This window comes from Kribbella sp. C-35 (assembly GCF_046549195.1).
In the GTDB taxonomy this organism is placed as follows: Bacteria; Actinomycetota; Actinomycetes; order Propionibacteriales; family Kribbellaceae; genus Kribbella.
On record NZ_JAJPWG010000004.1, the window covers coordinates 205953 to 231365 of the forward strand.

Sequence of the window (25413 nt, forward strand, 5' to 3'; positions counted from 1 at the left end):
CGATCCTCCCCCGCCCACAGACCGCCGCGCGACCTCGGGTCCGGCTGGTGGTCGGAGTTCAGGCGGCTTCGGCGAACTGGGTTGCGTAGAGGTCGGCGTACAGGCCGCCCTGGGCGAGGAGTTCGTCGTGGGTGCCGCGTTGCTGGATGCGGCCCTCGTCGAGGACGAGGATGACGTCGGCGTTGCGGATCGTGGAGAGGCGGTGGGCGATGACGAGCGACGTACGGCCGACGAGCGCGTTAGCGAGGGCGGTCTGGACGGCGGCCTCGGACTCGGAGTCGAGGTGCGCGGTCGCCTCGTCGAGGATCACGATCGACGGGGACTTGAGCAGCAGCCGGGCGATTGCGAGCCGCTGACGTTCGCCACCCGACAACCGGTACCCGCGATCCCCGACCACAGTGTCGAGACCGTCCGGCAGGCTGTCGACCAGCGTCGCGATCTGCGCCGCCTCGAGTGTCTGGTGCAGTTCGTCGTCGGTCGCGTCCGGGCGGGCCAGCTGCAGGTTGGCGCGGATCGTGTCGTGGTACATGTGCGAGTCCTGCGTCACCACGCCGATCGCCGCACGGAGCGACGCCTGCGTGACTTCACGTACGTCGTGCCCGCCGACCAGGACCGCGCCGCCAGTAGCGTCGTACATCCGGGAGACGAGCGACGAGAGCGTGGACTTCCCGGCACCGGACGGGCCGACGACAGCGACCATCTGCCCGGGCTCGACGGTGAACGCGACGTCCTTGAGGACCTCTTCCCCGGTCTCGGCCGAGAGTGTCGCGACCGACTCGAGCGAGGCGAGCGATACCTCCTTGGCGGACGGGTAGTGGAACGACACGTGGTCGAACTCGATCGACGGTTCCGCGGACGGCGGGAGCGTCTTCGCATCCTTGCGGTCGGCAACCATCGGCGGTAGGTCGAGCACCTCGAGCACGCGCTCGAAGCTGACCAGCGTGGTCATGATGTCGACTTGCATGTTCGAGAGCGCGGTGAGCGGTCCGTAGAGACGGTTCAGATACGCCGTCAGCGCGACGACCGTACCGATCCCGAGCGCCCCTTCCACGGCGAAGACTCCGCCGACGCCGTACACGAGAGCGACCGCGAGCGCCGCTACCAGTGTGAGCGAGACGCGGAAGACACCGGCGTACATCGAGGTGGTGACGCCGATGTCGCGGACCCGGGCGGCCTTGCCGGCGAAGTCGCGCGAGGCGTCCTCGGTACGGCCGAAGACCTTGGCGAGCACCGCGCCGGCGACGTTGAAGCGCTCGGTCATGGTCTGCGCCATGGTGGCGTTCAGCTTGTACGTCTCCGCTGTTGCCGTGCGCAACTTTCCGGCGAGTAGGCGGGCGGGGATGACGAAGAGCGGGAGGACGACGAGCGCGAGCAGGGTGATCTGCCACGACATCACGAACATCGCGGCGAGTACGAGCGTGACGCTGAGCAGGTTGCTGACCACGTTCGAGAGCGTGGAGGTGAACGCCTGCTGGGCGCCGAGTACGTCGCCGTTGAGGCGCTGGATGAGCGCGCCGGTCTGCGTCCGGCTGAAGAACGCGACGGGGAGCTGCTGCACGTGGTCGAACACCGCGGTGCGGAGGTCGTAGACGAGACCTTCGCCGATCCGCGACGAGAACCAGCGTTCGACGAGGGTGATCGCACCGTTCACGATCGCTAGCAGTGCTACGACGAGCGCGAGCCAGACGACCACTTGGGCGTGACCCGGCACGATGCCGCGGTCGATGATCGCCTTGAACAGCAGCGGGGTAACCGCGCCGGTGCCGGCGTCGAGCGCGACGAGGACGAGGAAGGCGGCCAGATGGCCGCGGTACGGACGGGCGAACCCGAGGATCCGGCGGAGCGTGCCCGCCGACAACTTGTGATGCCGGACGGAGGAGTCCTTCAACAGCGAACGCATCGCACGCCCACCGCCCCCTCCCCCACCCGGAAGCCCGGAAATCTGCGACATGCAGTTCCTTCCAGTTCAGGGACCAAAACATACTGAGGTTAACTCACTATGAGCTAACCTCACAAGATGATGCTTTGTTCCCCGCGTGCGCGGGCGGTCCCATTAGGCTCTGGGCATGCGTGATCCCGATGATGCTGCGGAGCAGATTGCCGGACTCCTGGACAGCATCGTTCGTCGGCAGCGGCGGGCTTCGCGGGAGGGGTTCGGGGACAGCGTCACGCATGGGCAGTTCCGGGTGCTGCGGACGCTTGATCGCGCGGACCGGCTACTGCGGCTGAGCGAACTGGCGGCGCAACTGGGCATCGTGCCGCGATCGGCGACGTCGGTCGTGGACGATCTGGAGGCGGCCGGGCTGGTCGCGCGGCATCCGGACCCACACGACCGCCGCGCCACCCTCGTCTATCTCACCCCCGACGGCCTCAAGGTCCTGGCCACCCTTCGCGAGAAGCGCCGCGACGTGATGGCCGACCAGCTCGCCCGCCTGACGGCGGACGAGCAGCAAACCCTCGCCCAACTCCTCCAACGCCTCGCCGAGGAATAACCCGCCCCCGCCTCTCGTGGGTTGGCGTCCGAGATGCAGGGTTTGCGCACGGGATCTCGGACGCAAACCCTGCATCTGATGGGTCAACCCACCAACGGCGGGGGATCGGGGTGGGGTGGGTCAGGCCTTCTTGAGGTGGGCGATGATGCCGTCTAGGTCTTCGATCATGCGGTTGGGGCGGACCAGGTGGCCGCCTGGTTCTTCGTAGGCGGTGAAGGGGATGTTGGCCTTGTCGAGGGCGGCGCGGAACTCGCGGTGGCCAGCCAGGACCTGGGTTTCGTTGGCGTAGTCGAACGGGTCGGGGCTCGGGCTGGTGCCGGCGACCAGGAAGATGCGCTTGCCGCGGTAGCGCTCGAGGTTCTCCATCGGGTTGTCGGCGGTGACGCGTGCCTCGTCCCACGCCGGGGCGCCGTAGATCGTGCCGCCGGCCAGGTCGACGGCCGCGGAGGACACGTTGGCCCAGTGCACGACCAGGCCCGCGTCGCGGCGGACGCTCGCCGGACCGGAGTGCGAGCTGACGGAGGCGAAGTGGCCGTAGTACTTCGCTGCGTACTTGAGCGCGCCGAAGCCGCCCATCGAGAAGCCGGCGACGGCACGGCCGGCGAACTCGGCGTACGTGCGGAAGTTGGCGTCGATCCACGGCACCAACTGGTTGAGGTGGAAGCTCTCCCAGTTGCGCGGGCCGCTGTTGGAGCTGACCGGGTTGGAGTACCAGCCGGCCTTGCCGCCGTCCGGCATCACGACGATCAACGGCTTGCCCGCGGTCCAGTCGCGGATGCCGAGGCGGTCGAACGCGATGAAGTCCTGGTTGCCGCCGTGCAGCAGGTACAGCACCGGGTAGGTGCGCCCGCTGGTGTGATAGTCACTCGGCAGCAGGACGTTGACGGCCGGGGCCCAGCCGATCGCGTCGGTCTGGAAGCGGTAGTACCGCATCCGCGGATCGTCTTCGTTCCGCTCGGTGATGTGCAGGCCGAATCCGTCATCGGCCGCACTGGCGGCGAGGGAGGTGGCCAGAATGGTGCCGGCGCCGAGGCCGGCGGCGACGGTCAGCCCGCCGGCGGCCTTCAGCATCGTGCGCCGGGTGGGGCGAGGTGCGCTCACCATGATCTCCTGAAGAGTGTGGGACAGGGCAGATCACCGTCGGTGACGGTGTCGGTCTAAGTTAGTAGCATAACTTTGGGGTCAGGCCCCATGGAGGAGGGTTGTGACAGCGAATCCGCCCCGCCGGAAGACCGGTGGTCGCCAGGCGCAGATCAGCATCGCGGACATCGAGCGGGAGGGCCTGCGGCTCGGCCTGACCAACCTGACCGTGAACGGGGTCGCGACCGCGCTCGGCGTCACCCCGACCGCGCTGTACCGGCACGTCGACGGCAAGCTCGGGCTCGAGGCGCTGGTCGGCGAGGCGGTACTGCGGGAGCTGCACATCGTCGACGACCCGGACGACGGCATCAAAGCGCACCTACTGTCGTTCGCGCAGCAGATCCACGACTTCGTCCTCGGCCATCCCGGGCTGGCCGCGTATATGCAGGGCCTGTTCCCCCGTGGTACGGCCGGCGTCAGGCTCCAGCGGGAGGCCGTCGAAGCGCTCGGGCGGCGCGGGTACGGCCCGGGCGCAGCGATCATGCTGTCCGGTACGGTCGCGTCGCTCGCGATCAACCTGAGCGCGGCCGAGGAACGGCACCGTCCGTACTTCGAAGGCTCACACCGTCGCGAGCTCGAGAAGGTCTGCGCACTGCTTGCCGCCGACGAGGTGCTCGCCGCCGCGCAGGCCGAGCTCCCACAGATCGGCGGCGAGGCCTACTTCCGGATGGTCATGACCGGCTGCATCCACGGCCTGGTCGCCGCAGCCGCACCCGGGCGACCGGTCGCCGACATCCTCGACGAACTCGGTTTCGAGGAGTCGCACCACTGAGATGCACGAGTACGGCGGCGGTCAGTTGCCGGCGGCAAGCGCTCGGGCGCCGGCCAGCTCGAACAGGAACGAGTTGACCGGCGTCGGGACGCCCGATTCGGCGCCGAGTCGTACGACGGCGCCGGTCCAGGCGTCGAGCTCCGACGGGCGGCCGGCGATCAGGTCGCGCTGCAGCGACGTGGTCCCGTCGGGCGGGAGCTGATCGATCCAGGCGAGCGTCCGCGGTACGACGTCCTCGGCAACCCCAATGCCTCGCGCCAGGGCGACGTCGCGGATCTCCGTGATGGCCTCGGTGAGCAGGCGGCGCGTGGCGGGATGGGTGCGGAGCACGCCGTACCCGGCGCCGGTCGCCGTACCGAGGCCGCCACCCGGGACGACCGAGAGGAACTTCGTCCACATCGCCGCCCAGATGTCGTCCGGAACGGTCGCCTGGAGTCCTGCTGCGATGAACGCGTCGCGAAGCAGACCGGTTCGCGGCGTGGCCGCGTTGTCCCATTCGCCGAAGTTGAGCTTTCCGTTGCCGAGATGCCGGATCACGCCGGGACTCTCGACGTACGCGATCACCTCCGCAGCCCCGGGCAGTACGGCGTCCCGCCCGTAGACCTCGGCGACCTGGTCGGGCGCCTCGACCCCGTTCTGCACCGTGATGATCGCGGTGTCCGGACCCACGAGCGGGCGGATCGTGTCAATCGCCTCGGGCAGCTGCCACGTCTTCACGCAGATCAGCACGTAGTCCACCGGGCCGATCTCGGCCGGCACGCTGGTCGCCTGCACCGGCAACTGCAAGTCACCTGCAGGGCTACGCACCACAAGCCCGTCGGCCTTCAGCGCCTCCAGGTGCTTGCCCCGCGCCACGAACGCCACGTCCTGCCCGGCGGCCAGCCGCGCGCCGAAGTACCCGCCCACACCACCCGCGCCGACGATCCCGATCCTCACAAGCCGCTCCTTCGTGTTACCGGTTCAACTGGTAACAGCGATGATAGACTACGCAGATGTTCACTTGGGTCGGAGGCCGACCGTCGGTCGACTTCACCGCGACGCTCGGCAAGCGGCAGCAGGCGCCGTTCGAGCGGATCCCGGAGCCGGCCGATCTCGGCCGATGGTTCCGGGAAGCCGGCCTCACCCGGGACGAGCCGGTCGTCCAGGCACGTGCGTATCGGCAGGCCGTCGAGTTGCGCGAGGCGCTGTATCGACTCTTCACCGGGACGACGCACGCGGCCGACCTCGAGGTGGTCAATCGATGGAGCAGCCGTCCGTTGGCCGGGCCTCGGCTGACCTCGGAGCTTCGTGCCGAGAGCGCGACGGTCGATGTGCCCGGTCTGTTCAGTGGTTTGGCTCGGGACGCGGTTGACTTGCTTACCGGTCCGTTCGGCGATCGGATCCGGACGTGCGCGGCGGACGAGTGTTCGCTGCTGTTCGTCGACGCAAGTCGGGCCGGGCGGCGGCGGTGGTGCTCGATGAACACGTGCGGGGCCCGCGCAAAGATGGCGACGTATCGGGCGGTGGATTGAGAGGTTCGCGCAATCGGCCGGGGCCGCGGCGGCCGGGCTGGTTGATTGTCGGTATGCGTACACCGACTACAACACCGGCGCAGGCGGCCGGGATGATCCGGCGGGACCAGGACCTGTTGCTGAGCCGGATCGAGGGATTGAGCGAGGACGAACTGCGGGCGCCGTACGACGTGACCGCCGGGCCGCTCGGGGACTTCTGCGACTCGTTGCACGACCTGGTCGCGCACGTGCTGATGTGGGACGAGATCACGCTCGCCGTAGTGCGGGACGCCCGGGCGGGACGCCTGCACTGGAGTCTCGATCCGCGGTGGGAGACCGCCGACATCGGGCGCGCGCTCAACCTCGGCGGCGTCGAGGCGGGCCGGCGGATCCCGTCCGAACTCGTGCTGCACAGGTTCCGCACCGTCGGCGACGCGCTCGTCGACGAGATCTCGCGGTACGACGAGGAGACCTGGACGGACCCGTCGACGGGTGCCGGGTTCGACGGCGGGATCGGGGCGCTGGCGGAGTACGTCTCGACGACGCCCGACGGGATTCTGTTCGCGCACGCGGCGCGCCACCTGCAGCCGGTGAGCGCATGACGCCCGAGCTTGTCGACAGCCCGGACTACGGGCCCGAGACCGACGCGCTGCTGAAGGTGCTCGCCGATCAGCCCGGTTACCCCGAGCTCGATCCGTATCAGGCGTTGCTGCTGGACCGGGAGGATCTGCCGGATCCGGCGCTGGCGGGTGAGCGTGATCCGCGGCCGGAGATCGAGGACGTCGTGATCGAGCTGCCGGGGCGGTCCCTCGACGCACGGATCTACCGCATGTCGCCGGAGCCTCGACCCGTTCTGCTCTGGCTGCACGGTGGTTCTTTCATCGGCGGACATCTGCGCGACATCGAGTACGCGACCTCCGGGATCGCTGCCGACGGCAACGTTACTGTTGTCTCCCTCAACTATCGGCTCGCGCCGGAGAACCCTTGTCCAGCAGGGCTTCTGGACGTTCGCGACACCCTGCAATGGGTCCGCAAGAATCTCGGTGCCGCGATCGCCGTAGGTGGACAGAGTGCGGGCGCGGCACTGGCTGCCGGGGCGTGCCTGCTCGCTCGCGACGAAGGTGGTCCGCTCCCCGACCGTCAGATCCTGTGCTACCCGACGTTGGACCTGCACCCGGACGCCGAGTGGCACGAGTGGTACTTCCCCGCGGACGACGTACCGAAGGCGGCCGTACCGCTCCGCGCCGACTCTCTCGCGGGGCTCCCGCCGACACTGATGCTGGCGGCCGGGCGGGACTCGTTGCGCGACGACGCGCTGGCGTATGCGGGTCGCCTGGAGCAGGACGGCGTACCGACGCGGCTGGTCGAGTACGCGGACACGATGCACGCGTTCCTGAACTTTCCGGGCGCACTGTCCGCCGGCCGTCACGCGGTCGAACTCATCGCAGCTGATCTAAATGCAGCGTTTTCCTAGTGGTCGGCGCGGTGGGTGAAGAAGCGGGCCGGGTTGCCGGCGGCGCGCGGGTTCGACGCCAGCCAGTCGGCGAACGAGTCGGGGTGGCGGCGTTCGAGTTCGTCGAGGTACGCACGGCGTACGTCGGCCATCGCCTGTCTGCGGTCAGGCCCCATCGCGCGCTGGAGCTGGTTGAAGCTTCGTCGCCAGGCGAGGCACAGCTCCTCGTCGCTCAGCTCGCCGAGGCTCCGCACCACGGCGACCAGGTACTTCGGCATCGGCCAGTCCGCGGCCGGGTCGTCGTCGGCCTGCACAGCGTTCAGCTGACGGTTCGATGCCTTGGGCAATCTGATCGGCCGGCGGGGCAGTGCCCGCGCCGGCCGGTCGGCCCGGCCTGAGCGCAACCAGCCGACGATCGGCGGAGACACACCGACCATCAGCAGGAGCAGCGTCATGGTGCGGGCTCCGATCGCGGCGGCGTACCCGCAGATCGCGAGGACGCACAGTCCGCCGAACACCGCACCGCGGGGAACCATGTAGAGCAGGTCCGACGTCGGCAGGTCGCGGCCGAGCCCGACGCTGAGACAGATGGCTCCGGCGGTAAAGGCGGCGACCATGAAGACCGCCAGGTTCGACGCCGGTGACACGAACACCAGCGCAGTGACCACACCGAGAGCGGCCAGCAGTCCCACGGCTGCCCGCCAGATCCGCAGATACCGCAGCTCGACGTCCACCATGCTCACCTTGTGCCCATCGCCCGGTTGTCCAACCGGAGTCGACTGGCTCCCCTGAACACCAGTGTCACTCGCTCTGCCGTCACAAAGAAGACAGTGTGACGACCTGGACATTGCCTGCCACACCTGTGCAACCGGTTGCACTGAGCCCTATGGTTGGGGCATGGCATCACGTGCCGGCCGGGCGCCGGGGGTCACCATCGGCGACGTCGCGTCCGCCGCCCAGGTTTCGCGGTCGACGGTGTCGCGGGCCTTCACCCGGCCGCAGTTGCTCAGCCAGGAGACCGTCGAACACGTCCGCGCGGTCGCGGTCCGGCTCGGGTACGTCGGCAACCAGGCAGCGCGGGCTTTGTCGACGGGACGGTTCGGGAACATCGCGGTCGTCGTACCGGATATCGCGAACCCGTTTTTCCCGCCGCTGGTACGGAGCCTGCAACTGGCTGCGGAGACCGCTGACCTCGCGGTGTTCCTCGGCGACTCCGACGAGTCCGCCGAGCGGGAGGCCAAGCTGATCGCCCGGCTGGCGCCGCAGGTCGAGGGGTTCGTGCTCGCCTCGCCGCGGCTGTCCGAGGCGTTGATCCGCGAACTGGCGGCGACGCGTCCCGTCGTACTGGTCAACCGTGACCTGGAGGGGATCCCGCGAGTGCTGATCGACTCGTCGGGCGGGATGACCGAGGCCGTGCTGCTGTTGAAGAAGCTCGGCCACAAGCGGCTCGCCTACCTGGCCGGGCCGCGCGACTCGTGGTCGGACCAGCAACGGCGGGAGGCGCTGACGCAAACGTCCGCCAAGGCGGGGCTGACGGTGGAGATCGTCGAGGTCGGGCGACCGACCTACGCGGCCGGGCGGGACTCGGTGTCGGCGGTCGTCCGATCGGGAGCGACCGCGGCGATCGCGTTCGACGACGTGGTGTCGCAAGGCGTGCTGGCCGGGCTCGAGGTGCGCGGCATCTCGGTGCCGGCGGACTTCAGCCTGGTCGGCTGTGACGACACCCTCGCTGCCCTGACCACGCCGGCGCTGACCAGCGTCTCGGCCGGTGCCGCAACGGCCGGTACGGCGGCCGCGAAACTGCTCGTCGACCTGATGGAGGGCACCGAGCCGAGCACCGAGTGCGTCACGATCGCGACCCACCTGGTGACCCGCGCGACGACCGCGGCGGCACCGAAGTCGACGCCCTGATGCGTTGACCTGCAACCGGTTGCATGCTGGAATCACGATCATGACGCGTATCGCCATCGCCGGCGCCGCCCATCCGCACGTGGCCTATGCGACCGCGGAGGTCGATCAGGTCGCGGAGTACGACCTGGTCGCGGTGGCGGATCCGTCCCGCGAGACCGCCGAGCGGTGGGCCGCGCCGTACGACGCCAAGGTGTTCACCGATCACCAGCAGATGCTGCGCGAGGTCGAGCCCGAGGTCGTCATGGTCGCCGGGATCTACGGCGACCGCGGCCAGGTTGTGGTCGACGCGCTGAACGCCGGCTGCCACGTGATCGCCGACAAGCCACTGTGCACGACACTCGAGGATCTCGACGCGATCGCCGAGGCCGCGGATCGCACCGGCCGCCACGTGACTCTCCTGCTGGAGAAGCGGTACTACCCCGTCACCCTCGCTGCCCTGGGCATCGCGGACCGACTCGGCACGATCCACGGCGTGACGTCGTCCGGCCCGCACAAACTCAACCGCCCGACCCGGCCGGCGTGGTTCTTCGAGCGCGCGCGGTACGGCGGACTCCTCAACGACCTCGCCGTCCACGACATCGACGCCGCACTGCTCTTCACCGGCCTGACCAGCGGGATCGTGAGTGGCTCGATCGTGGACAGCTCGTACGGCGTCGCGACGCTGAGCGGACCCGGTGCGGTGATCACCGCGGGCGTGGACTGGATGAACCCGGCCGGCTCACCCGTCCACGGCGACTACCGGATGAAGCTCGTCGGCACCGAAGGCACCGCCGAGCTGCTCTGGGCCCGCAACCGCCTCGTTCTCACCACGACCGACCTGGCGCCGCACGACGTACCGCTGCCCGCTGGCCATCGCCCGGCCGAGCTCGTGCTGAAGGCGCTTGCTGCGGGCAACGAACCGGACATCACCACCGAGCGCGGCCTGCTGGCCACGCGGCTCGCACTCCTCGCGCAACGGTCCGCCGAGAACGGCGGCGTACCCATCTCCTGGACGACCGACTGAAGAGAGGTTCTATGCGTTTCGCCCTCATCGGTGCCGGCGCGATCGGCGCCGTGCACGCTCGTCTGATCGAAGCCCTTGGTGACGAGGCGGTGCTGGCCGCCGTCGTCGACCAGAACCTCGAACGCGCCGGCAAACTCGTCGAGCAGTACGGCGGTCAGGTCTATGCGACACCGGCCGTGGCGTACGCCGCGGAGGAGGTCGACGCCGTCGGGATCTGCCTGCCGAGCGCCTTGCACGCGGACGTCGCCATCGAAGCGCTGCGGGCCGGCAAGCACGTGATCGTCGAGAAGCCGGTGGACATCACGCTGGCCGCCGCCGACCGGTTGATCGCCGCGCAGCGAGAGACCGGGCTGACCGTGTCGGTGATCAGCCAGCGCCGCTTCCAGCCGCCCGTCGCGCAGATCCGGGCCGCGATCGACAGCGGCGCCCTCGGGCGCGTGACGTCCGGGATCGCCGAGTCGGCGTTCTTCCGGCCGCAGTCGTACTACGACGGTGACGACTGGCGCGGCACACTCGCGATCGACGGCGGCGGCGCCCTGATGAACCAGGGCATCCACGCGCTGGATCTGCTGGTCTGGATGCTCGGTCGCCCGGTCCAGGTGAGCGCGCAGACCGGTCGGCTCGCGCACGAAGGCATCGAGGTCGAGGACCTGGCCGGTGCGTCGATCGTCTTCGAGAGCGGGGCGATCGGGCTGATGCTCGCCAGTACGGCGGCCTACCCGGGCCGCCCGGTGCGGCTGACGATCCACGGCGATCAAGGGACGGCGGTCCTCGACGACGATCAGCTCGCGTACTTCGCCGCGGCAGAAGCTGAAGAACCCGAGGCGCCTGTGCTGGCGGGGCCAGACGAGTGGGGCCCTGTCGAGCTCGCACATCTCGCGCAGTACCGCGACTTCATCGCCGCTGTCCGCGAAGGCCGCCCGCCGGCGGTGACGCTGGAGGCCGGGCGGCGGTCGTTGGCGACTGTGCTTGCAGTGTACGAATCCGCCCGCACCGGGCGCCCTGTCGAGTTGGAGGCCTGATGCGTATCGCCCTGGTCGGCACCGAGAACAGCCACGCCGACCACATCGTCGAGCACCTGAACGTCGATCCCGTCGCCGACACCGCCCGTATCGTCGCGCTCGTCGGCGCCGACGACGAACGCAACCGGAGGCTCGCCGCGACCGGTGGCATCACCCGGATCGTGCCGACGTCGGCCGAGTTGCTCGGCAGCGTGGACGCGCTCATCGCCACCAACCGGGACGGCGCGTTGCACCGCGAGCACGCCGTACCGTTTCTGGAGGCAGGCGTCCCCGTGTGGGTGGACAAGCCGTTGGCTGCGAGTACGCCGGATGCGCGGGCGATCCTGGACGCGTCACGGCGCGGTGGTGCGCCGGTGACGTCGTACTCCGCTGTGCGTTGGGTCACGGACGCGGATGCACTCGCCGCGGCCTCGGTCGGTGAGCTGCAGGCGGTGACCGTGACCGGGCCTGCTGATCCGGACAGCGAGTACAGCGGGATCTTCTTCTACGGGATCCATGCGGCTGATCTGGCGCAGCGGTTGGCTCCCGGCGAGCCTGGTCCGGTGACGGTCGAGCGCGTCGGGTCCACTGTCGTCGTGCGCTACCTGTGCGGCGGGGTGCTCGTGACGTTGCAGTTGGTGAAGCCGACGGACGACGGGCGGGTGCCGTTCCATGCCGAGCTCGTCGGGCGGACGGGGCTCGTGAGTCGCGACGTACGGCTCGACTCGGAGTACGTCGTCCCTGGGCTGAAGGTCTTCCTCGGGATGCTCGAGACCGGTGAGCGGCCCCTCGACGACGCCACGATGCTCGCCCCGATCACCGTGTTGGAGCAGACTCACACAATCCTGCGCCAGACCGTTCAGGAGGTATGAACAAGTACGAACGACGCGTGGCCGGAGCCGACTGGGACGCTGTGGCCGCATCGGTTGACGACCTCGGTTGTGCGCTGCTGCCGCAGCTGCTGACGCCGGCCGAGGCGGCGCGGATCGCTGGGATGTACGACGACGTACAGCGGTTCCGGGCGACGATCGACATGGCGCGGCATCGGTTCGGCGAGGGGCAGTACCGGTACTTCGATCGGCCGTTCCCGGACGCGGTGGAGGCGTTGCGGCAGGCGCTGTATCCGCGGCTGCTGCCGATCGCGCGGGAGTGGTACTCCAGGCTTGGGCGGGAGGCGGAGTGGCCGGACACGCTCGACGAATGGCTGGACGTGTGTCATCGGGCGGGGCAGGCGCGGCCGACGCCGATCCTGCTGCGGTACGGCGCGGGCGACTGGAATGCCTTGCACCGTGATCTCTATGGCGACAAGGTGTTCCCGCTCCAGGTCGTGATCAACTTGAACGACCCTGGCGTCGATCACACCGGCGGTGAGTTCCTGCTGGTCGAGCAGCGACCGCGGGCGCAGTCGCGGGGTACGTCGACGTTGATCCCGCAGGGGCACGGTTTGGTCTTCACGACGCGCGATCGCCCGGTGAAATCGGCACGCGGCTGGTCGGCGGCACCGGTCCGGCACGGCGTGTCCGCGATCCGCTCAGGACCGCGCCATACTCTCGGGCTCGTCTTCCACGACGCGAAATGACCAATTTGGTTTCGCGCTGTATTCGAACGTATGATCGGGTGCATGAGTGAGTGTCCGGTCGACGAGCCCTCGGGTGAGGTGTCTGCTGGGCGTGCTCGGCTGTCGGTGGTTCCCGAGCAGTTACCGGTCCGATCGCCTGAGGAGAGCAGGGCGCATCTCGCCTCCCTGCGGGATCGGTTGCGGCGGGACGCGCAGGTTGCTGGGCGGTTCGGGTTGCTCGGGCGGTACGACGTACCGGATGACCCTGACTGTGGCGCCGGGTTGTTCGAGGCGGTGGCGTTCCAGAACACGTCGGGGCTGAACGATTCGGGCTGGCAGGATCGGTTGGAGGCGATCGGCCGGCTGGAGGCGCGGCTTGCCGCGATGAAGGCCGAGGCGGTCACAGGGTACGAGAGCTCGTTGCATGGCGTGTCAGCCGATCTCGGGCACCGTCATCCCGAGCCTGGGGACCGGGCCGCCGACCCGGGCGAGCGTCGATGGGTGGCTGGGGATCTGCGGTCGACTGCCGATGAGCTCGCGTTGGTGTGGCAGATGCACAAGGGTGCTGCGATGGCGCGGATTCACACGTCGTGCGATTTGGTGCACAACTTTCCGGCCACGTTGCGGGCGCTGGAGGAGGGGCAGCTGACCGAGCGGGCCGCGTTCACGATCGTACGGGAGTTGTCGGTCCTGCAGGATCCCGACGCGCTGCGTGCGGCCGAAACAGCGGTGCTGGAGTGGGCCGAGAAGCATCCTTTGCAGAAGGTGAAGCAGGAAGCGCAGCAGGAGGCGGCTCGGCGTTCGCCGGATGCGCGGAGCAAAGCACATGCCCGGGCGATGGATGAGCGGTCGGTGCGGATCTTCCCGACCAGTGACGGCACGGCTGAACTGATCCACACACAGGACGCTTTGGACGCGGGCGCGGTGATGAACAGTCTTACGCGCGCGGCAGCGTACCGGCGTCGTCAGGGCGACCCCCGCTCGATGGACCAGTTGCGCGCTGACATCGCCCTAGCTCGGCTTCTGCCGCGAACTGACACTCGCAGGCCGGGGAAATCGGTCGACAACGCAGACACTGAGCTGCACGACGACTCGACCGTTGGGGCAGACGCGACCGTGGTCATCCACGCGACCGGCGCCGAGATCCGCGCGCTGGTCGAAGGCGAGAACGGCACCGGCGGGACAGCCGATCATTACGGGCCTATTCCTCAGGAGTCCTTGCGTAAGCACCTCACTCGCGCCCTGACTCGGAGTCTCCTCGGGGGCGCGGGCCGGTCCCGGCTCGGCCTTCGGCTCAGCGATCAGCCACCGGCCGGGACACCGGACAAGTACACACCGGATGCTGCTACGGATCGCTTCGTGCGCCAGCGCGATCGAACCTGTCAGTTCCCCGGGTGCAACCAGCCGGCCGAGTTCGCGGACGTCGACCACCGCGTTGCCTTCGCGGAGGGCGGCCGCACCACCACGGACAATCTCCATTGCCTGTGCCGGCACCATCACCGCCTCAAACACGAAGGTGGATGGGTCGTTACCCCAAATCCCGATGGCACGACGACTTGGGCCAGCCCTACGGGACGGCGCTACCACACGCCTCCGCCTGATCGGGGCGGCTCTGGTCCACCCGGCTCTGGTCCACCCGGCTCTGGTCCACCCGGCTCTGGTCCGGCCGACGTGCGTCGTCGTACGGCGCCGGACTGAGTCGATCTGGGGAGGGCGTGATCGGGTGACCCGCCACGGGGTCGTGGTGGGTTACTCGGCTGCGGCCAGGTTCGAGCAGATGTCCCAGGCTGCCTGGCGGAGCTGGGCGGCCGTGTCTGCTGTGAGGCCCTTCACCGGTACGGCGGTTCCGACCGGATCCTCGTTCAGCAGGGCGATGAGGAACACGCAGGCCGCGAGGTAACTGCCTGCGAGCGCCGGGTGGCTGTTGTCCGCGTCGTGCAGCGCGGGCTCGTCGTACTGGCTGAGGAAGCGCTCCCAGACCATCCCGACTGGTACGAGCGTCGCACCGAGTTCCGCCGCCGCGCCGCCGTACGCCTTGGTCAGGGCCTGCTGGGTCTCAGGCGCGTTCCGTCGGGCCCAGGTCAGGTAGAACGCGGTACGTGCACCGGCTGCTTTGATCGCCTCGTCGAAGTCGCGGGCGCTCTCCCGGAAGCGGTCCGGACTCTTGATCGGCAGCGTGCTCTGCTCCTGCAGTACGACGGTGTCGAAACCACCGCTCGCGATCTCGTCGAGCGCCTTACCCGCGTTGAGGTGCTGCCGCAGCGATGCGCCGCCGGCCGAGATCAGCTTGTGCTCGATCTCGATACCGCGCGCCCCGGCCAGACCCTTGATCAGTCCGGGCAGGTTGTTCCGCGAGGTGAAGCTGTTACCCACGAAGAGAATCCGCACGACACGGACGCTACCGCGTGCACAGTTTGACCGGCACGGCCGGCGGGTTGTTGGGTGGCGGGATGAGTGAGCTTCGGATCGTGCCGGTGACGGACGACCAGACGCTGCTGGACTGGCAGCGGGTGCACAACGAGATCATTCCGACGGCGCCCCTGTCGGTCGAGGAGATCCGCGAGCGGGTGACGCGGAACGTGCTCGAGGTGGCGTACGACGGTGACGTGCTCGTCGGGTGCTCCACGGTCCGTCCGCCGTCCGAGGAGACCTCGGCGGCGGTGGTGATCGCTCGCGTGCTCCCGGCGTACCGGCGTCGTGGTTTCGGTACGGCGATCTACGAGCACTGTGTGCGGCGCGGGCGGGAGCTGGGCGACGGCATCGAGACGCACATCCTCAGCAGCAACGAGGACGGCGTACGGTTCGCGAAGGCGCACGGGTTCGTCGAGGTGGAGACCTACCTGCTGCCGGGCGACACGATTCCGTTCATCGAACTGAGGGCCGAGTGACGATGCGTTTTTCGATCAACATCCCGAACTTCGGCGACTTCGCCGACGCCCGCACGGTCGTGCGGGTGGCGAAGGCTGCCGAGGAGGCCGGCTGGGACGGGCTGTTCCTCTGGGACCACGTGGTGCACAACAAGGAGCGGCGGCGCGGCCAGCCGTTCGGTGACCCGTGGATGCTGATGACGGCCGCCGCGCTGGCAACCTCGCGGATCAAGCTGGGTCCGCTGGTCACGCCGATCGCCCGGCGGCGGCCCGAGCAGCTCGCGCGGCAGGTCGCCACCCTCGACGGACTGAGCGACGGCCGGGTGATCTTCGGCGCCGGGCTCGGCGGGCCGATCGACGACGAGTTCGGCAGCTTCGGCGACGAGACCGACCCGAAGGTGCTGGCCTCACGGCTGGACGAGGGCCTCGACCTGCTGGCGGCGTACTGGTCCGGTGAGCGGGTGAACCACGCCGGCGAGCACTACCGCGCCGATGACGTCGAGTTGCTGCCGGCAACGGTCCAGCAACCGCGGCCGCCGGTCTGGATCGCCGGCTACTGGCCGACGAAGGCCCCGATGCGCCGGGCCGCGCGCTGGGACGGCGCCGTACCGCTGTTCAAGACCGCCAACCACGGCGAAGCCCCACCGGTCGACGAGCTCCGCGACCTGGTCATGTTCATCAACGCGCAGCGCGAGGACCCAAGCACGCCGTACGACGTGATTGTCGGCGGCATCAGCCCGGCCGACCCCGCCCGCTCCCGCGCCCTCGTCGAACCACTCGCCGAAGCGGGCGCCACCTGGTGGGACGAACGCCAACTCATCACCGGCACCGACTTCTACCGCCTGGACCCGGTCCTGCGCCGCATCGAACAAGGCCCGCCGAGCCTCGGCTGACCTCGCGCCTAAGCTTGCACGCATGACCGATCACCATCCGTCCTGTTGTGCGCCGTCGCGTGGTGAGGCGGCGGCACCTCCGCAGGCGCCGACCACGCGCGGAGAGCACGGGGTCGAGCAGGTGGTGCTCAGTGGTGGATCGTTCGCGATGGGTAACAATAACGGCGACGAGAACGCCGCCGACGGTGAGACACCGGTACATCAGGTCGAGTTGGCGCCGTTCAGCATCGACGCGACCAGCGTGACCAACGCCGACTTCGCGCACTTCGCCGACGCGACCGGTTACCGGACCGAGGCCGAGACCTTCGGGTACTCCGCCGTGTTCCATCTCGCCCTCGCCGCGGAACAGGACGAGGTGATGGGACCCGCATCCGGGACCCCGTGGTGGGTCGGCGTCCGCGGTGCCGACTGGCGGCACCCGGGCGGCTCGCGGTCCGATCTCGACGGGCTCGACGACCACCCCGTCGTCCACGTCAGCTGGAACGACGCGGTCGCGTACAGCGAGTGGGCGGGGCGACGGCTGCCGACCGAGGCCGAGTGGGAGTACGCCGCCCGCGGGGGTCTCGAGGGCGCGCGGTACCCGTGGGGCGACGAACTGATCGACGACGAGTGGCGTTGCAACATCTGGCAGGGCGAGTTCCCGCGGACGAACAGCGAGGAGGACGGGTACTTGACCACTGCCCCGGTCCGCACCTTCCAGCCGAACGGCTACGGGCTGTGGCAGATGGTCGGCAACGTCTGGGAGTGGTGCGCGGACTGGTTCGGCCCGCGCTACTACAAGTTCTCCCCCGCCGAGAACCCGCCCGGGCCGTCGCTCGGCGCGGCCCGGGCGATCCGCGGCGGCTCGTACCTCTGCCACGACTCGTACTGCAACCGCTACCGCAACGCCGCCCGCTCGTCGAACACACCGGAGTCCTCGATGGGCAACGCCGGCTTCCGCACCGTCAGTCTGTGACCGGGATCTTCTCGGCCGCCCTCAAGCCTGGCGTTGTGCCTGCGACTGCAGCGACGGCGGCAACACACAGCAGGGCGCCCGAGGCGAGGGACGCGACCGGTGACGTCAGCTGTGCGACCACGCCGCCGCGGAGGTTGCCGAGGTCGGGACCGGCCTGACCAACGATCTGCTCGGCGGCACTGACCCGGCCGAGCAGCTCGGAAGGCGTGTGCAGCTGGACGATCGTGCTGCGGGACACGACCGCGACGGTATCCGCAGCACCGGCAAACGCGAGGCACACCAACGCCAGCCACGCAGCCGGCGAGAACGCGAACAGCAGCAACGCGATCCCCCACCCGGTCGAACCGCACAGCATCACCAGCCCGTGCCGCGGCGACCGGGTGAACGACCCGGAGAACAACGACGCGGCGACTCCGCCGACCGCGATCGCGGTCAGGAACAACCCGAGCGTCCGCGGGTTGTTGCCGAACCGCTCCGCATTGATCACCGGGAACAAGCTGATCGGCATCGACAGCACGGTCGCGGCCAGGTCGGTGATCAACGCACCCCGGATCACCGGTGTCGCGACGACGAACGCCAGTCCGTCCCAGACCCCGCGCAGCCCCGGTTTCGCGGCGGCCTCGATCTTCATCCGCGGCAGCCCGAGTACGCCGTACAGCGCGGCGAGGAAACTCAGTGCGTCGACGAGGTAGCAGACGCCGACGCCCCAGGCACCGACGATGACGCCGCCGAGCGCCGGGCCGAGCAGCATCGCGCCCTGGAACCCGATCCGGTTGAGCGCGATCCCGGCAGCCAACTGGTCCCGTGACAGCAGCTGCGGCAGCACCGTCCGCGCCACCGGCCCGGCGGACGCGCCGAAGGCCGACTGTACGGCGACCAGCGCGAGGAGCGCCCCCACCGGGACCCGGCCGATCACCAACTGGCTGGCCATGACGGTTGCGGTGAGCAACTGCCCGATCGTGGTGATCAGGTAGATCTTGCGCCGTTCGAGCCGGTCGACGAGCGTGCCCGCGAACAGCCCGAGCACGATCAGCGGCAATGCCTGCGCCAGCCCGACCGCACCGGTCCAGGCCGGGCTCGAAGTCTGGTCCCAGACCTGGAACATCACCGCGACGAAGGTCAGCTGACCGCCGAACCCCGACAGCACCTGCCCGATCCACAACCGCCGGTACGTCAGGACCTTCAGCGGCCCGAGGTCGATGAACGCGCGCTTCACCGCAGCTTCTCCGCGATCCGGTCGTGGAAGCTCTTCCGGGCCAGTGCTTCCTCGACGTCGCGGACGACCTGAGTCATCGGGTACGGCAGCTCGGCCTCGAGTTCGGCGATCGCGGCCTCGGTCGCCCGCCACTCGGCGGCGAGCAGCTCGACGAGCTTCTTGGACTTGGCCGTCAGCGTGACCTGCTTGCTCCGCGCATCCGCACCCGGCACGGTCCGGACCAGGCCGGCGGTGCGCATCGCGGCCACCTTCTGGCTGAGCGCCGAGTGCGTCCGCCCGATCGCGTCGGCCAGCTCGGTGATCGTCATCGGCCCTTTGAGGTGCAGCTGGAGCAGCTCCCGCACGTACGTCGGCTTCAGGCCTTTGATGTCCCGATCGGTGTAGATCTGCCCGATCTCGGCATCCAGCCGCGCCAGCAACTCGTGCAACGGCCGCCACAAACTCTGCTCAGTGGGATCCTCCATGCGCCGATCATAACAGCACTTATATAAGTGCTGTTACATCTGGCCGGTGGTTGGATGCGGTGCGGCGCGAAATGGTTGAGATCCGGGCCGCGGCGAGGCCGGCGGACAGCAGGCTGATCACGGCGACGGTTGCGAAGCCGTAGCGGGTGTCGGTGTGGCCGGTGACGACCGAGGCGATCAGCATGACGACGACGGTCGCGGCGAGACCGTACCCGTTGGCCAGACCGAACGCCTGCCCGACTCGCGACGCGTCCACCGACGTCATCAGCAACGACCGCGTCGCGATCCGCGCCTGCCCGAACAGGAACGCGCCTAGCAGTACCAGCACCATCAGCGCGGGTAGACCGAACAGCGGTTGCAGCGCGAACAACGTCGTACAGACGAAGAATCCGCCGACTGCGAGCTTCAGGTCGCCGAGGCGACCCGCGGATCGACGGTAGACGGCCGCGGCGAGCAGGAAGCCGGCTCCGCCCAGCGCGTCGACAACACCGAGGACAGCCGGACCGCGATGCCACTCTCCGATCAGCAGCACCGGAAGCAAGGCATTGAAGACCGTCACGACCACGAGCCCCTGCCCGAAGAGCAACGCCAGCGGCATAACTCGTGCGGCGGTGGGCCGTGCCGTACGGGTTGTTTCATGCGGCAACTCGATGGCGCGGCCGCCTGTTCCGACGGCGAACACCAGTACGGCGGAGAGCGCGAAGGTCAGGGCATTGAAGGTGAAGAGCGGCTTCGGACCGAAGTACTGAAGTGCGATGCCACCGACGGCGGCGGACAGGAGCATGCCGCACTGGAGCGCGATCTCGTAGTGCGCGTTGAAGCGGCGCAGCTGCGCGGTGGGGACTCGTTCGCGGATCAGCGCGGCACTTGCCGGCGTGAACTGGGCGGCGATGACGGCCAGGGCGAAGTTGGTCGCGTAGACGAGCGGTTGCTGGGACACCCCGAGCGCCAGACCGACCGGCAGGGCGAGCGCCACCGCCGCACTGATCAGATCGCAGATGATCCACAGACGGCGCCGGTCGAAGCGGTCCGCGAGGCGACCGAAGTACGGCGAAAGGACGGCCTGCGGTACGGCGACAGCGATGAAGAGCCAGCCGACGTCGAGCATCGAGCCCTGCGCGCGAACCAGCAGCAGCGCGGCGCCGAGGAGCTGGATGTTGTTACCGAGGGATGTAATGAAGGCCGCTGGCAGCAGCAGCTTGGGTCGTGAGGTCACTCGGTCAACAGTGACACCAAACCCTGACAATCCATGGCAGCGTTTCTTTTCCGCTACTCCAGTTGCGTAAATCCTGCTACGATTCTTTCCGATACCGCAGTAGCGAAAAGAGGACGGCGATGGTAGGACGGGGGCGGCCGCGCGATGCCGGCGTCGAGGGACGGGTGCTGAACGCCGCGATGGCCGAGATGCGCGCCCGGGGGTACGACGGGATGTCGGTCGACCGGGTCGCCGAGCGGGCCGGGGTCGCGAAGACCACGATCTACCGCCGCTGGCCGAGCAAGGCCGAGCTGGTGATCGCGATGATCACCGGGCTGCGCAGCGGCGTACCGTTCGATCCCGGCGACGACCCGCGGCGCGATCTCACCGAACTCGTCACCGGGATCGCCGCCACCCTGGAGGCGGTCCCGACGACGCTGATCGCCGACCTCACCGCGGCGGCCGCCCGCGAGCCGCGCGTCGGCGAGAGCGTCCGCGCACTCTGGGCCGAACGGCACGCTGCCGTCACTGCGGTTATCGCACAAGCACAGACCGACGGGCTCCTGCCCGGTCACGCCGATCCGCGGGTCGTCGTCGACCAGCTCGTCGGTCCCCTGTACTACCGGCTCCTGGTCACCGGTGAGCCGATCGATCCCGCCTACGTGAGGGCGCTGGTACACAGCACCCTCGGACCGGAGCAGTCATGAAGAAGTTCCTCGTTGGCCTCGGCACCGTTCTCGTCCTGGTCGCCGGCTGGACCGTCTACACGGTCGCCCGCCCGTTCGTCCTGCACACCGAGCTCGACATCGACGCCTCGCCCGAGCAGGTGTGGAAGGTCCTGACGGACCGCCAGGCCTACCCGGACTGGAACCCGTTCATCATCTCGTCGACCGGCGAACTGAAGGTCGGCGACACCATCACCAACGTGCTGCGCGACACCAAGGGCAGCGAAACGAAGTTCACCCCGAAGTTGCTCGCCGTCACGCCGAACCAGGAACTCCGCTGGATCGGCAAGGTCCCGCCCGGCGCCCTCTTCGACGGCGAACACTCCTTCCGCCTGACCGCCCTGCCGGACGGCCGTACCCGCCTCGTCCAGGAGGAGAAGTTCAGCGGCGCCGCCGTACCCTTCACCCGCTCCATGCTCAACAAAACCATCAAGCCTCAATTCGAAGCCATGAACCAAGCCCTCGCCACCCGCGCCTCAACTGAGTGACGGAGAGCCTGCCTGCCGGATGAGGAGCCTGGCCGGACTGGTCAGGCCTACGGACCAGAGGTCGAAGGTGTTGTTGGGGTTGCGGAGGGGGTAGAGGAGGGTGTTGTTGTCCTGCCAGACGGGTTGGTCGTCGACGGGGCGGGAGTCGGGTGGGTGGGTGATGTGGCGGGTGGCCAGGTCCAGGACGGCGAGGCGCCAGACACCGTTGGAAACCTTTTGTTTGTAGGCGATGCGGCGGCCGTCGGGTGACAGGGACGGGCATTCGACATTCTCGGCGATCGCGGTCCCGCGGTACGCGCGGTAGTCGGCCTCGATCAGGTACGTCGTTCCCTTGCTCGCCATCGTCACGTAGAAACGGTTGCCGTCGGCAGCGAACGTGATACCCCAGTAGTTCACGTCCGAGGCGAAGTACCGCTTCCCGTCGACGAACACCGCGAGCTCCTCGATCGTCTTCACCAGCCGGCCGGTGTCCAACTCGTACAGCCCGGTGCGGGTCGAGAAGCCGGTGGCGGCGTACGAGTCACCGGTGACGAACAGCGTCCAGTTCACGAACCGCCCGTCCGGCGACACCCTCGCCCGGCTCGGCGTGCCGGGGAGCGTCTCGCGGTGCTGTTCGCGGAGGTCCGCGTCCAGGATGATCAGGTCGGTCATCGCGGGGAGCGAGCCGGCCTTCAGTCGCAGGCAGATCGCCGTACCGCGCGCCGCGGCGAACCGGTCGCAGTGCAACTCCCCTACGCGCCGGGCCGCATCTGGATCGGCCACGGGTACGGCGGCCAACTTGCCGGAGTCCGGTCCGTCCGCGAGGTTGCGGAAGAACAGTGTCTTGCCGTCGAGCCGCATCGGCTGCCCCGTGACAACCGGTACGGCATTCTCGGCCGCGCCACCGTCGCGTGCGTGCGCGACGTACGTGATCGCGCCACCGAGGAGTGCGAGGACACCGATCGCGGAGCAGAAGAGCTTGGGCGTCATCGGCGTACCTCCAAGGGTTTGAAGATCGCGGCGGCGATCGTGACTGTGAGCAGGGCGAGGGTGAATGCCAGGAGCGCTGGGCGGAGGTCCCACAGGGTCCAGAGCAGGCCGACGGTGACGGCTGCGGCCATGCGGGCGAGCGCCTGACCGGCTTGCAGTACGGCGAGACCGGTGGCGCGGAGGTTTTCGGGTAGGAGCGGGCCGACAGCCGCGGGTAGTACGCCGTCGGTGGCGGCGTAGAAGACACCGTGGAGGGCGAGAACCAGCCACCACGCGCCCACCGGGCCGCAGACGACCAGGAGCGCCACCACCAAAGCGAGGTGTCCGCCGAGGAAGACCTTCCAGCGGCCGATCCGGTCGCCGAGCCGGCCGAGCGGGATGGCGAGCAGGAGGAACGTACCCGCGGTCCCCAACGGGAGCAGCGGGAACAGGCTGGTGCTGATGTCCCAGCGGCGCTGTACGGCGAGGTAGACGAAGGAGTCCGTGATGGTGAACAGCCCCAAGCCAGCTGCCCAAACACAGCACCTCCGGAAACTCGCATCCTTCAACAACCCCACCACACCCACCCGCGGGCCGTGGGCGGTGGTTAGTGGTGGGGTGTGGTTTTGGACGAAGGTGGTGAGGAGGATTACCGCGATCGTGGCCAAGCAGAAGCTGGTGACGAAGACGGAGTTGTAGTCGTTGAGGCTGGCCCAGAGGACGAGGGTTGCCACGAGGGGACCTAGAAAGGCGCCGATGGTGTCCAGGGCTCGGTGGACGCCGAAGGAGCGGCCCATGGTGGCGGGGTTGCTGCTCAGCGAGATGAGGGCGTCGCGGGGTGCGGTCCGGATGCCCTTGCCGGCGCGGTCGATCGCGAGGACCGCACCGATCGCCGGCACGGTGGAACCGGCGGCCAGGAAGCCGAGCTTCGAGATCGCCGAGAGCGCGTAGCCGACGCCGGCGACGGTCTTCAACCGTCGCCAGCGGTCGGCCACGTGTCCGCCGACCAACCGCAGTACGGCGGTCGCTCCGGCGTACAGGCCGTCGAGGAGGCCGAACTGCAGAGGGTCCAGCCCGAGCCCGAAGACCAAGTACAACGGCAGGATCGCGGTCACCATCTCGGCCGAGACGTCGGTCACCAGGCTGACGATGCCTAGAGCAACGACATTCCCAGGAACACGACGCAGTGGTGTCCGGAGCGGGCCGACGGATGCGAGGTACATCAGTGGCAGCTGTACGTCGGGCTGCTGTCCAGGACCTTGCCGTCGAGCCCGATCAGCTGCGTGGCGAACGTGTTGTCGGTCATCGACAGCTTCAGTACGCCGAAGTCCGAGATGATCTTCGCCGTCGCCGGATGCGCGGCATGCACCGGGTACAGCGGCGCCCCGCCCATCCCGCCGATGATCTGGACCGGACCGTTCGCGTCCTTGGCACCGTCGACGTTCTGCGGCAGGAACCGCTCGTAGTGGTGGTCGTGCCCGTTCAGCACCAGGTCCGCCTTCGCGCCCACCAGCGTCTGCCACAGCAGGGCGGCACCTTCTTGATCACCATGGTCGCCGGAACTGAACCGCGGATGGTGGTAGTACGCCGCGATACAGCCCTTGGTGTTGTTCGCGAGGTCCTGCTTCAGCCAGGTGAGCTGCGCCGGCTCGCGGAGCCCTTCGTCCTTCACGAAGTCGTTCGAGTCGAGCGCGATGAAGTGCCAGTTGCCCTGGTTCCAGCTGTAGTAGTTCTTGCCCTGCGGCGTCGCGATCGAGCCGAAGTAGTCGTGGTACCCCTTGAACGGTGTGTCGTCGTACGTCTCGTGGTTGCCCGGGATCGGGTGCGTGATGCTCTTGAACTTCCCCCACGTCTTCGCGTAGTAGTTCTGGAAGTCCGACAGGTGCGCGTCGTCGTACTGGTTGTCGCCCATCGTGATCACCGCGGCGGGATTCATCGCCTGGACCAGCTTGGCGGTCTTCGGATGGATGCAGTCCGAGTCCGACGCCGTACAGCGGTCCGCGATGTCACCGGCCGCCGCGAGCACGAACGCACCGGTCCCACCGGTCGACGTCGTCACGGTAATCGGCGCGCTGGCGGCCGACACGTTCCCGGCCAAGTCGCGGGCGCGCACCGAATACTCGTACGCCGTGTTCGCGGTCAGGCCGGTGTCGTTGTACTGCGTGCTCGCCGTCGTCGCGACCGCCGTGCCGTCCCGCAGTACGTCGTACCCGCTGACGCCGATGTTGTCGGTCGAGGCGGTCCAGCTGAGGGCGACTGAGGTGGCCATGGCACCGGTGCTCTTCAGACCGGCCGGGACCGTCGGCGCCTGAGTGTCGCCGCTCGAGTCGGTCGTGCCGTAGACCTCGAGCTCCCACAGCGAGTAGCCGTACGACGTGCCGCGCTGCGTGCCGACGACCCGAACGTACCGCCCGTGGCCCTGCAGGCCGGTGAGATCGTCGATCGCACCGTTGCCGTCCGCAACCGCCTTCACCGTGCTGAACGTGGTGCCGTCGTCGGAGACCTCGATCCGGTACGCCTTCGCGTAGGCGGCCTCCCAGTTCAGTTTGACCCGGCCGACGGCGGCCGCCTGGCCGAGGTCGACGCGGATCCACTGCGGATCGGAACCTTCGGCGCTGGCCCAGCGGGTCGACGTACTGCCGTCGACCGCCTTGCCTGCGGTCAGGGTGTCGTCCTCGATGCTCGAGGCAATCACCGGTTTGCCCTGCGACAGCAGGGTGTCGGCAAACATCTCGGCATCGGCGGCCGAACCGCCGAGCGCGGCGATCAGGCCGACGGGTAGCACCAGCGCGAACAGGCGCAGTCTCATGAGATACCTCCGGGGGCGCGGAGCAGAATTGTT

General features: G+C 68.7%; 27 protein-coding genes. 16 read left to right on the forward strand and 11 right to left on the reverse strand.

The window, feature by feature from the left end; all coding sequences use genetic code 11:
* Positions 1 to 58: 58 nt before the first annotated feature.
* Positions 59 to 1900 (reverse strand): ABC transporter ATP-binding protein, encoded by a 1842-nt coding sequence (locus tag ACLJOO_RS26825; RefSeq protein ID WP_410790162.1) that lies wholly within the window; start codon positions 1898 to 1900, stop codon positions 59 to 61.
* A gap of 166 nt (positions 1901 to 2066) precedes the next feature.
* Between ACLJOO_RS26825 and ACLJOO_RS26830 the strand changes: the two genes are divergently transcribed.
* Positions 2067 to 2492 carry a MarR family winged helix-turn-helix transcriptional regulator gene (locus ACLJOO_RS26830; protein ID WP_410790163.1) on the forward strand — a complete coding sequence of 142 codons (426 nt, stop codon included), beginning with the start codon at positions 2067 to 2069 and terminating at the stop codon, positions 2490 to 2492.
* A 120-nt stretch (positions 2493 to 2612) separates the two neighbouring features.
* Here the strand turns inward: ACLJOO_RS26830 and ACLJOO_RS26835 are convergent, their stop codons facing one another.
* Complete coding sequence (locus tag ACLJOO_RS26835; protein ID WP_410790164.1) at positions 2613 to 3596, reverse strand: alpha/beta hydrolase; 984 nt, start codon at positions 3594 to 3596, stop codon at positions 2613 to 2615.
* Positions 3597 to 3696: 100 nt separating this feature from the next.
* Between ACLJOO_RS26835 and ACLJOO_RS26840 the strand changes: the two genes are divergently transcribed.
* Positions 3697 to 4404, forward strand: coding sequence for a hypothetical protein (locus tag ACLJOO_RS26840; protein WP_410790165.1), 708 nt, complete (start codon positions 3697 to 3699; stop codon positions 4402 to 4404).
* 21 nt (positions 4405 to 4425) lie between these two features.
* On the opposite strand, the gene ACLJOO_RS26845 is transcribed toward ACLJOO_RS26840, so the two are convergent.
* Entirely contained in the window at positions 4426 to 5340 is a 915-nt protein-coding gene (locus ACLJOO_RS26845) for a 2-dehydropantoate 2-reductase (RefSeq protein WP_410790166.1), read from the reverse strand.
* Between the two features lie 56 nt (positions 5341 to 5396).
* Between ACLJOO_RS26845 and ACLJOO_RS26850 the strand changes: the two genes are divergently transcribed.
* The 3 genes from ACLJOO_RS26850 to ACLJOO_RS26860 are packed head-to-tail and all read left to right on the forward strand — an operon-like array spanning position 5397 to position 7368.
* Complete coding sequence (locus ACLJOO_RS26850) at positions 5397 to 5915, forward strand: CGNR zinc finger domain-containing protein (protein WP_410790167.1); 519 nt, start codon at positions 5397 to 5399, stop codon at positions 5913 to 5915.
* A gap of 53 nt (positions 5916 to 5968) precedes the next feature.
* Positions 5969 to 6496 (forward strand): hypothetical protein, encoded by a 528-nt coding sequence (locus tag ACLJOO_RS26855; protein ID WP_410790168.1) that lies wholly within the window; start codon positions 5969 to 5971, stop codon positions 6494 to 6496.
* Positions 6493 to 7368 carry an alpha/beta hydrolase gene (locus ACLJOO_RS26860; RefSeq protein WP_410790169.1) on the forward strand — a complete coding sequence of 292 codons (876 nt, stop codon included), beginning with the start codon at positions 6493 to 6495 and terminating at the stop codon, positions 7366 to 7368. Before ACLJOO_RS26855 ends, ACLJOO_RS26860 begins: the two co-directional genes overlap by 4 nt.
* Here the strand turns inward: ACLJOO_RS26860 and ACLJOO_RS26865 are convergent.
* On the reverse strand, positions 7365 to 8084 hold the full coding sequence (locus tag ACLJOO_RS26865) for a hypothetical protein (RefSeq protein WP_410790170.1): 720 nt from the start codon (positions 8082 to 8084) through the stop codon (positions 7365 to 7367). The two genes, ACLJOO_RS26860 and ACLJOO_RS26865, sit on opposite strands and share 4 nt — an antisense overlap.
* Before the next feature lie 160 nt (positions 8085 to 8244).
* On the opposite strand from ACLJOO_RS26865, the gene ACLJOO_RS26870 reads away from it, so the two are divergent.
* Genes ACLJOO_RS26870 through ACLJOO_RS26895 form a run of 6 tightly spaced genes read left to right on the forward strand, consistent with a single transcriptional unit; the run spans position 8245 to position 14518 of the window.
* Positions 8245 to 9258 carry a LacI family DNA-binding transcriptional regulator gene (locus ACLJOO_RS26870; protein ID WP_410790171.1) on the forward strand — a complete coding sequence of 338 codons (1014 nt, stop codon included), beginning with the start codon at positions 8245 to 8247 and terminating at the stop codon, positions 9256 to 9258.
* Between the two features lie 40 nt (positions 9259 to 9298).
* Entirely contained in the window at positions 9299 to 10261 is a 963-nt protein-coding gene (locus ACLJOO_RS26875; protein WP_410790172.1) for a Gfo/Idh/MocA family protein, read from the forward strand.
* Positions 10262 to 10272: 11 nt separating this feature from the next.
* On the forward strand, positions 10273 to 11283 hold the full coding sequence (locus tag ACLJOO_RS26880) for a Gfo/Idh/MocA family protein (protein ID WP_410790173.1): 1011 nt from the start codon (positions 10273 to 10275) through the stop codon (positions 11281 to 11283).
* Positions 11283 to 12134 (forward strand): Gfo/Idh/MocA family protein, encoded by an 852-nt coding sequence (locus ACLJOO_RS26885; RefSeq protein ID WP_410790174.1) that lies wholly within the window; start codon positions 11283 to 11285, stop codon positions 12132 to 12134. Before ACLJOO_RS26880 ends, ACLJOO_RS26885 begins: the two co-directional genes overlap by 1 nt.
* Entirely contained in the window at positions 12131 to 12841 is a 711-nt protein-coding gene (locus tag ACLJOO_RS26890) for a 2OG-Fe(II) oxygenase (protein WP_410790175.1), read from the forward strand. The genes ACLJOO_RS26885 and ACLJOO_RS26890 overlap by 4 nt, the downstream gene beginning before the upstream one ends.
* Before the next feature lie 42 nt (positions 12842 to 12883).
* Entirely contained in the window at positions 12884 to 14518 is a 1635-nt protein-coding gene (locus ACLJOO_RS26895) for a DUF222 domain-containing protein (RefSeq protein WP_410790176.1), read from the forward strand.
* A 51-nt stretch (positions 14519 to 14569) separates the two neighbouring features.
* Here the strand turns inward: ACLJOO_RS26895 and ACLJOO_RS26900 are convergent, their stop codons facing one another.
* Positions 14570 to 15208 carry an SGNH/GDSL hydrolase family protein gene (locus ACLJOO_RS26900; RefSeq protein ID WP_410790177.1) on the reverse strand — a complete coding sequence of 213 codons (639 nt, stop codon included), beginning with the start codon at positions 15206 to 15208 and terminating at the stop codon, positions 14570 to 14572.
* A 62-nt stretch (positions 15209 to 15270) separates the two neighbouring features.
* Between ACLJOO_RS26900 and ACLJOO_RS26905 the strand changes: the two genes are divergently transcribed.
* The 3 genes from ACLJOO_RS26905 to ACLJOO_RS26915 are packed head-to-tail and all read left to right on the forward strand — an operon-like array spanning position 15271 to position 17535.
* Complete coding sequence (locus tag ACLJOO_RS26905) at positions 15271 to 15708, forward strand: GNAT family N-acetyltransferase (protein WP_410790178.1); 438 nt, start codon at positions 15271 to 15273, stop codon at positions 15706 to 15708.
* Positions 15709 to 15710: 2 nt separating this feature from the next.
* The gene (locus tag ACLJOO_RS26910; RefSeq protein ID WP_410790179.1) at positions 15711 to 16580 is read left to right on the forward strand and encodes an LLM class flavin-dependent oxidoreductase; all 870 of its coding nucleotides are present in this window, start codon (positions 15711 to 15713) and stop codon (positions 16578 to 16580) included.
* Positions 16581 to 16602: 22 nt separating this feature from the next.
* The gene (locus tag ACLJOO_RS26915) at positions 16603 to 17535 is read left to right on the forward strand and encodes a formylglycine-generating enzyme family protein (protein ID WP_410790180.1); all 933 of its coding nucleotides are present in this window, start codon (positions 16603 to 16605) and stop codon (positions 17533 to 17535) included.
* Here the strand turns inward: ACLJOO_RS26915 and ACLJOO_RS26920 are convergent.
* Genes ACLJOO_RS26920 through ACLJOO_RS26930 form a run of 3 tightly spaced genes read right to left on the reverse strand, consistent with a single transcriptional unit; the run spans position 17525 to position 20431 of the window.
* On the reverse strand, positions 17525 to 18751 hold the full coding sequence (locus ACLJOO_RS26920; RefSeq protein ID WP_410790181.1) for an MFS transporter: 1227 nt from the start codon (positions 18749 to 18751) through the stop codon (positions 17525 to 17527). The two genes, ACLJOO_RS26915 and ACLJOO_RS26920, sit on opposite strands and share 11 nt — an antisense overlap.
* Positions 18748 to 19215, reverse strand: coding sequence for a MarR family winged helix-turn-helix transcriptional regulator (locus ACLJOO_RS26925; protein ID WP_410790182.1), 468 nt, complete (start codon positions 19213 to 19215; stop codon positions 18748 to 18750). Before ACLJOO_RS26925 ends, ACLJOO_RS26920 begins: the two co-directional genes overlap by 4 nt.
* A 19-nt stretch (positions 19216 to 19234) precedes the next feature.
* Entirely contained in the window at positions 19235 to 20431 is a 1197-nt protein-coding gene (locus ACLJOO_RS26930) for an MFS transporter (protein ID WP_410790183.1), read from the reverse strand.
* Positions 20432 to 20550: 119 nt separating this feature from the next.
* Between ACLJOO_RS26930 and ACLJOO_RS26935 the strand changes: the two genes are divergently transcribed.
* On the forward strand, positions 20551 to 21117 hold the full coding sequence (locus ACLJOO_RS26935; protein ID WP_410790184.1) for a TetR/AcrR family transcriptional regulator: 567 nt from the start codon (positions 20551 to 20553) through the stop codon (positions 21115 to 21117).
* Complete coding sequence (locus tag ACLJOO_RS26940; RefSeq protein WP_410790185.1) at positions 21114 to 21623, forward strand: SRPBCC family protein; 510 nt, start codon at positions 21114 to 21116, stop codon at positions 21621 to 21623. Before ACLJOO_RS26935 ends, ACLJOO_RS26940 begins: the two co-directional genes overlap by 4 nt.
* Here ACLJOO_RS26940 and ACLJOO_RS26945 read toward each other — a convergent pair.
* Genes ACLJOO_RS26945 through ACLJOO_RS26955 form a run of 3 tightly spaced genes read right to left on the reverse strand, consistent with a single transcriptional unit; the run spans position 21612 to position 25380 of the window.
* The gene (locus ACLJOO_RS26945) at positions 21612 to 22592 is read right to left on the reverse strand and encodes a TolB family protein (RefSeq protein ID WP_410790186.1); all 981 of its coding nucleotides are present in this window, start codon (positions 22590 to 22592) and stop codon (positions 21612 to 21614) included. The genes ACLJOO_RS26940 and ACLJOO_RS26945 overlap by 12 nt on opposite strands.
* Positions 22589 to 23794, reverse strand: a complete 1206-nt coding sequence (locus ACLJOO_RS26950) for an MFS transporter (protein WP_410790187.1) — start codon at positions 23792 to 23794, stop codon at positions 22589 to 22591. Before ACLJOO_RS26950 ends, ACLJOO_RS26945 begins: the two co-directional genes overlap by 4 nt.
* The gene (locus ACLJOO_RS26955; RefSeq protein ID WP_410790188.1) at positions 23794 to 25380 is read right to left on the reverse strand and encodes a discoidin domain-containing protein; all 1587 of its coding nucleotides are present in this window, start codon (positions 25378 to 25380) and stop codon (positions 23794 to 23796) included. The genes ACLJOO_RS26950 and ACLJOO_RS26955 overlap by 1 nt, the downstream gene beginning before the upstream one ends.
* Between the last annotated feature and the right edge of the window lie 33 nt (positions 25381 to 25413).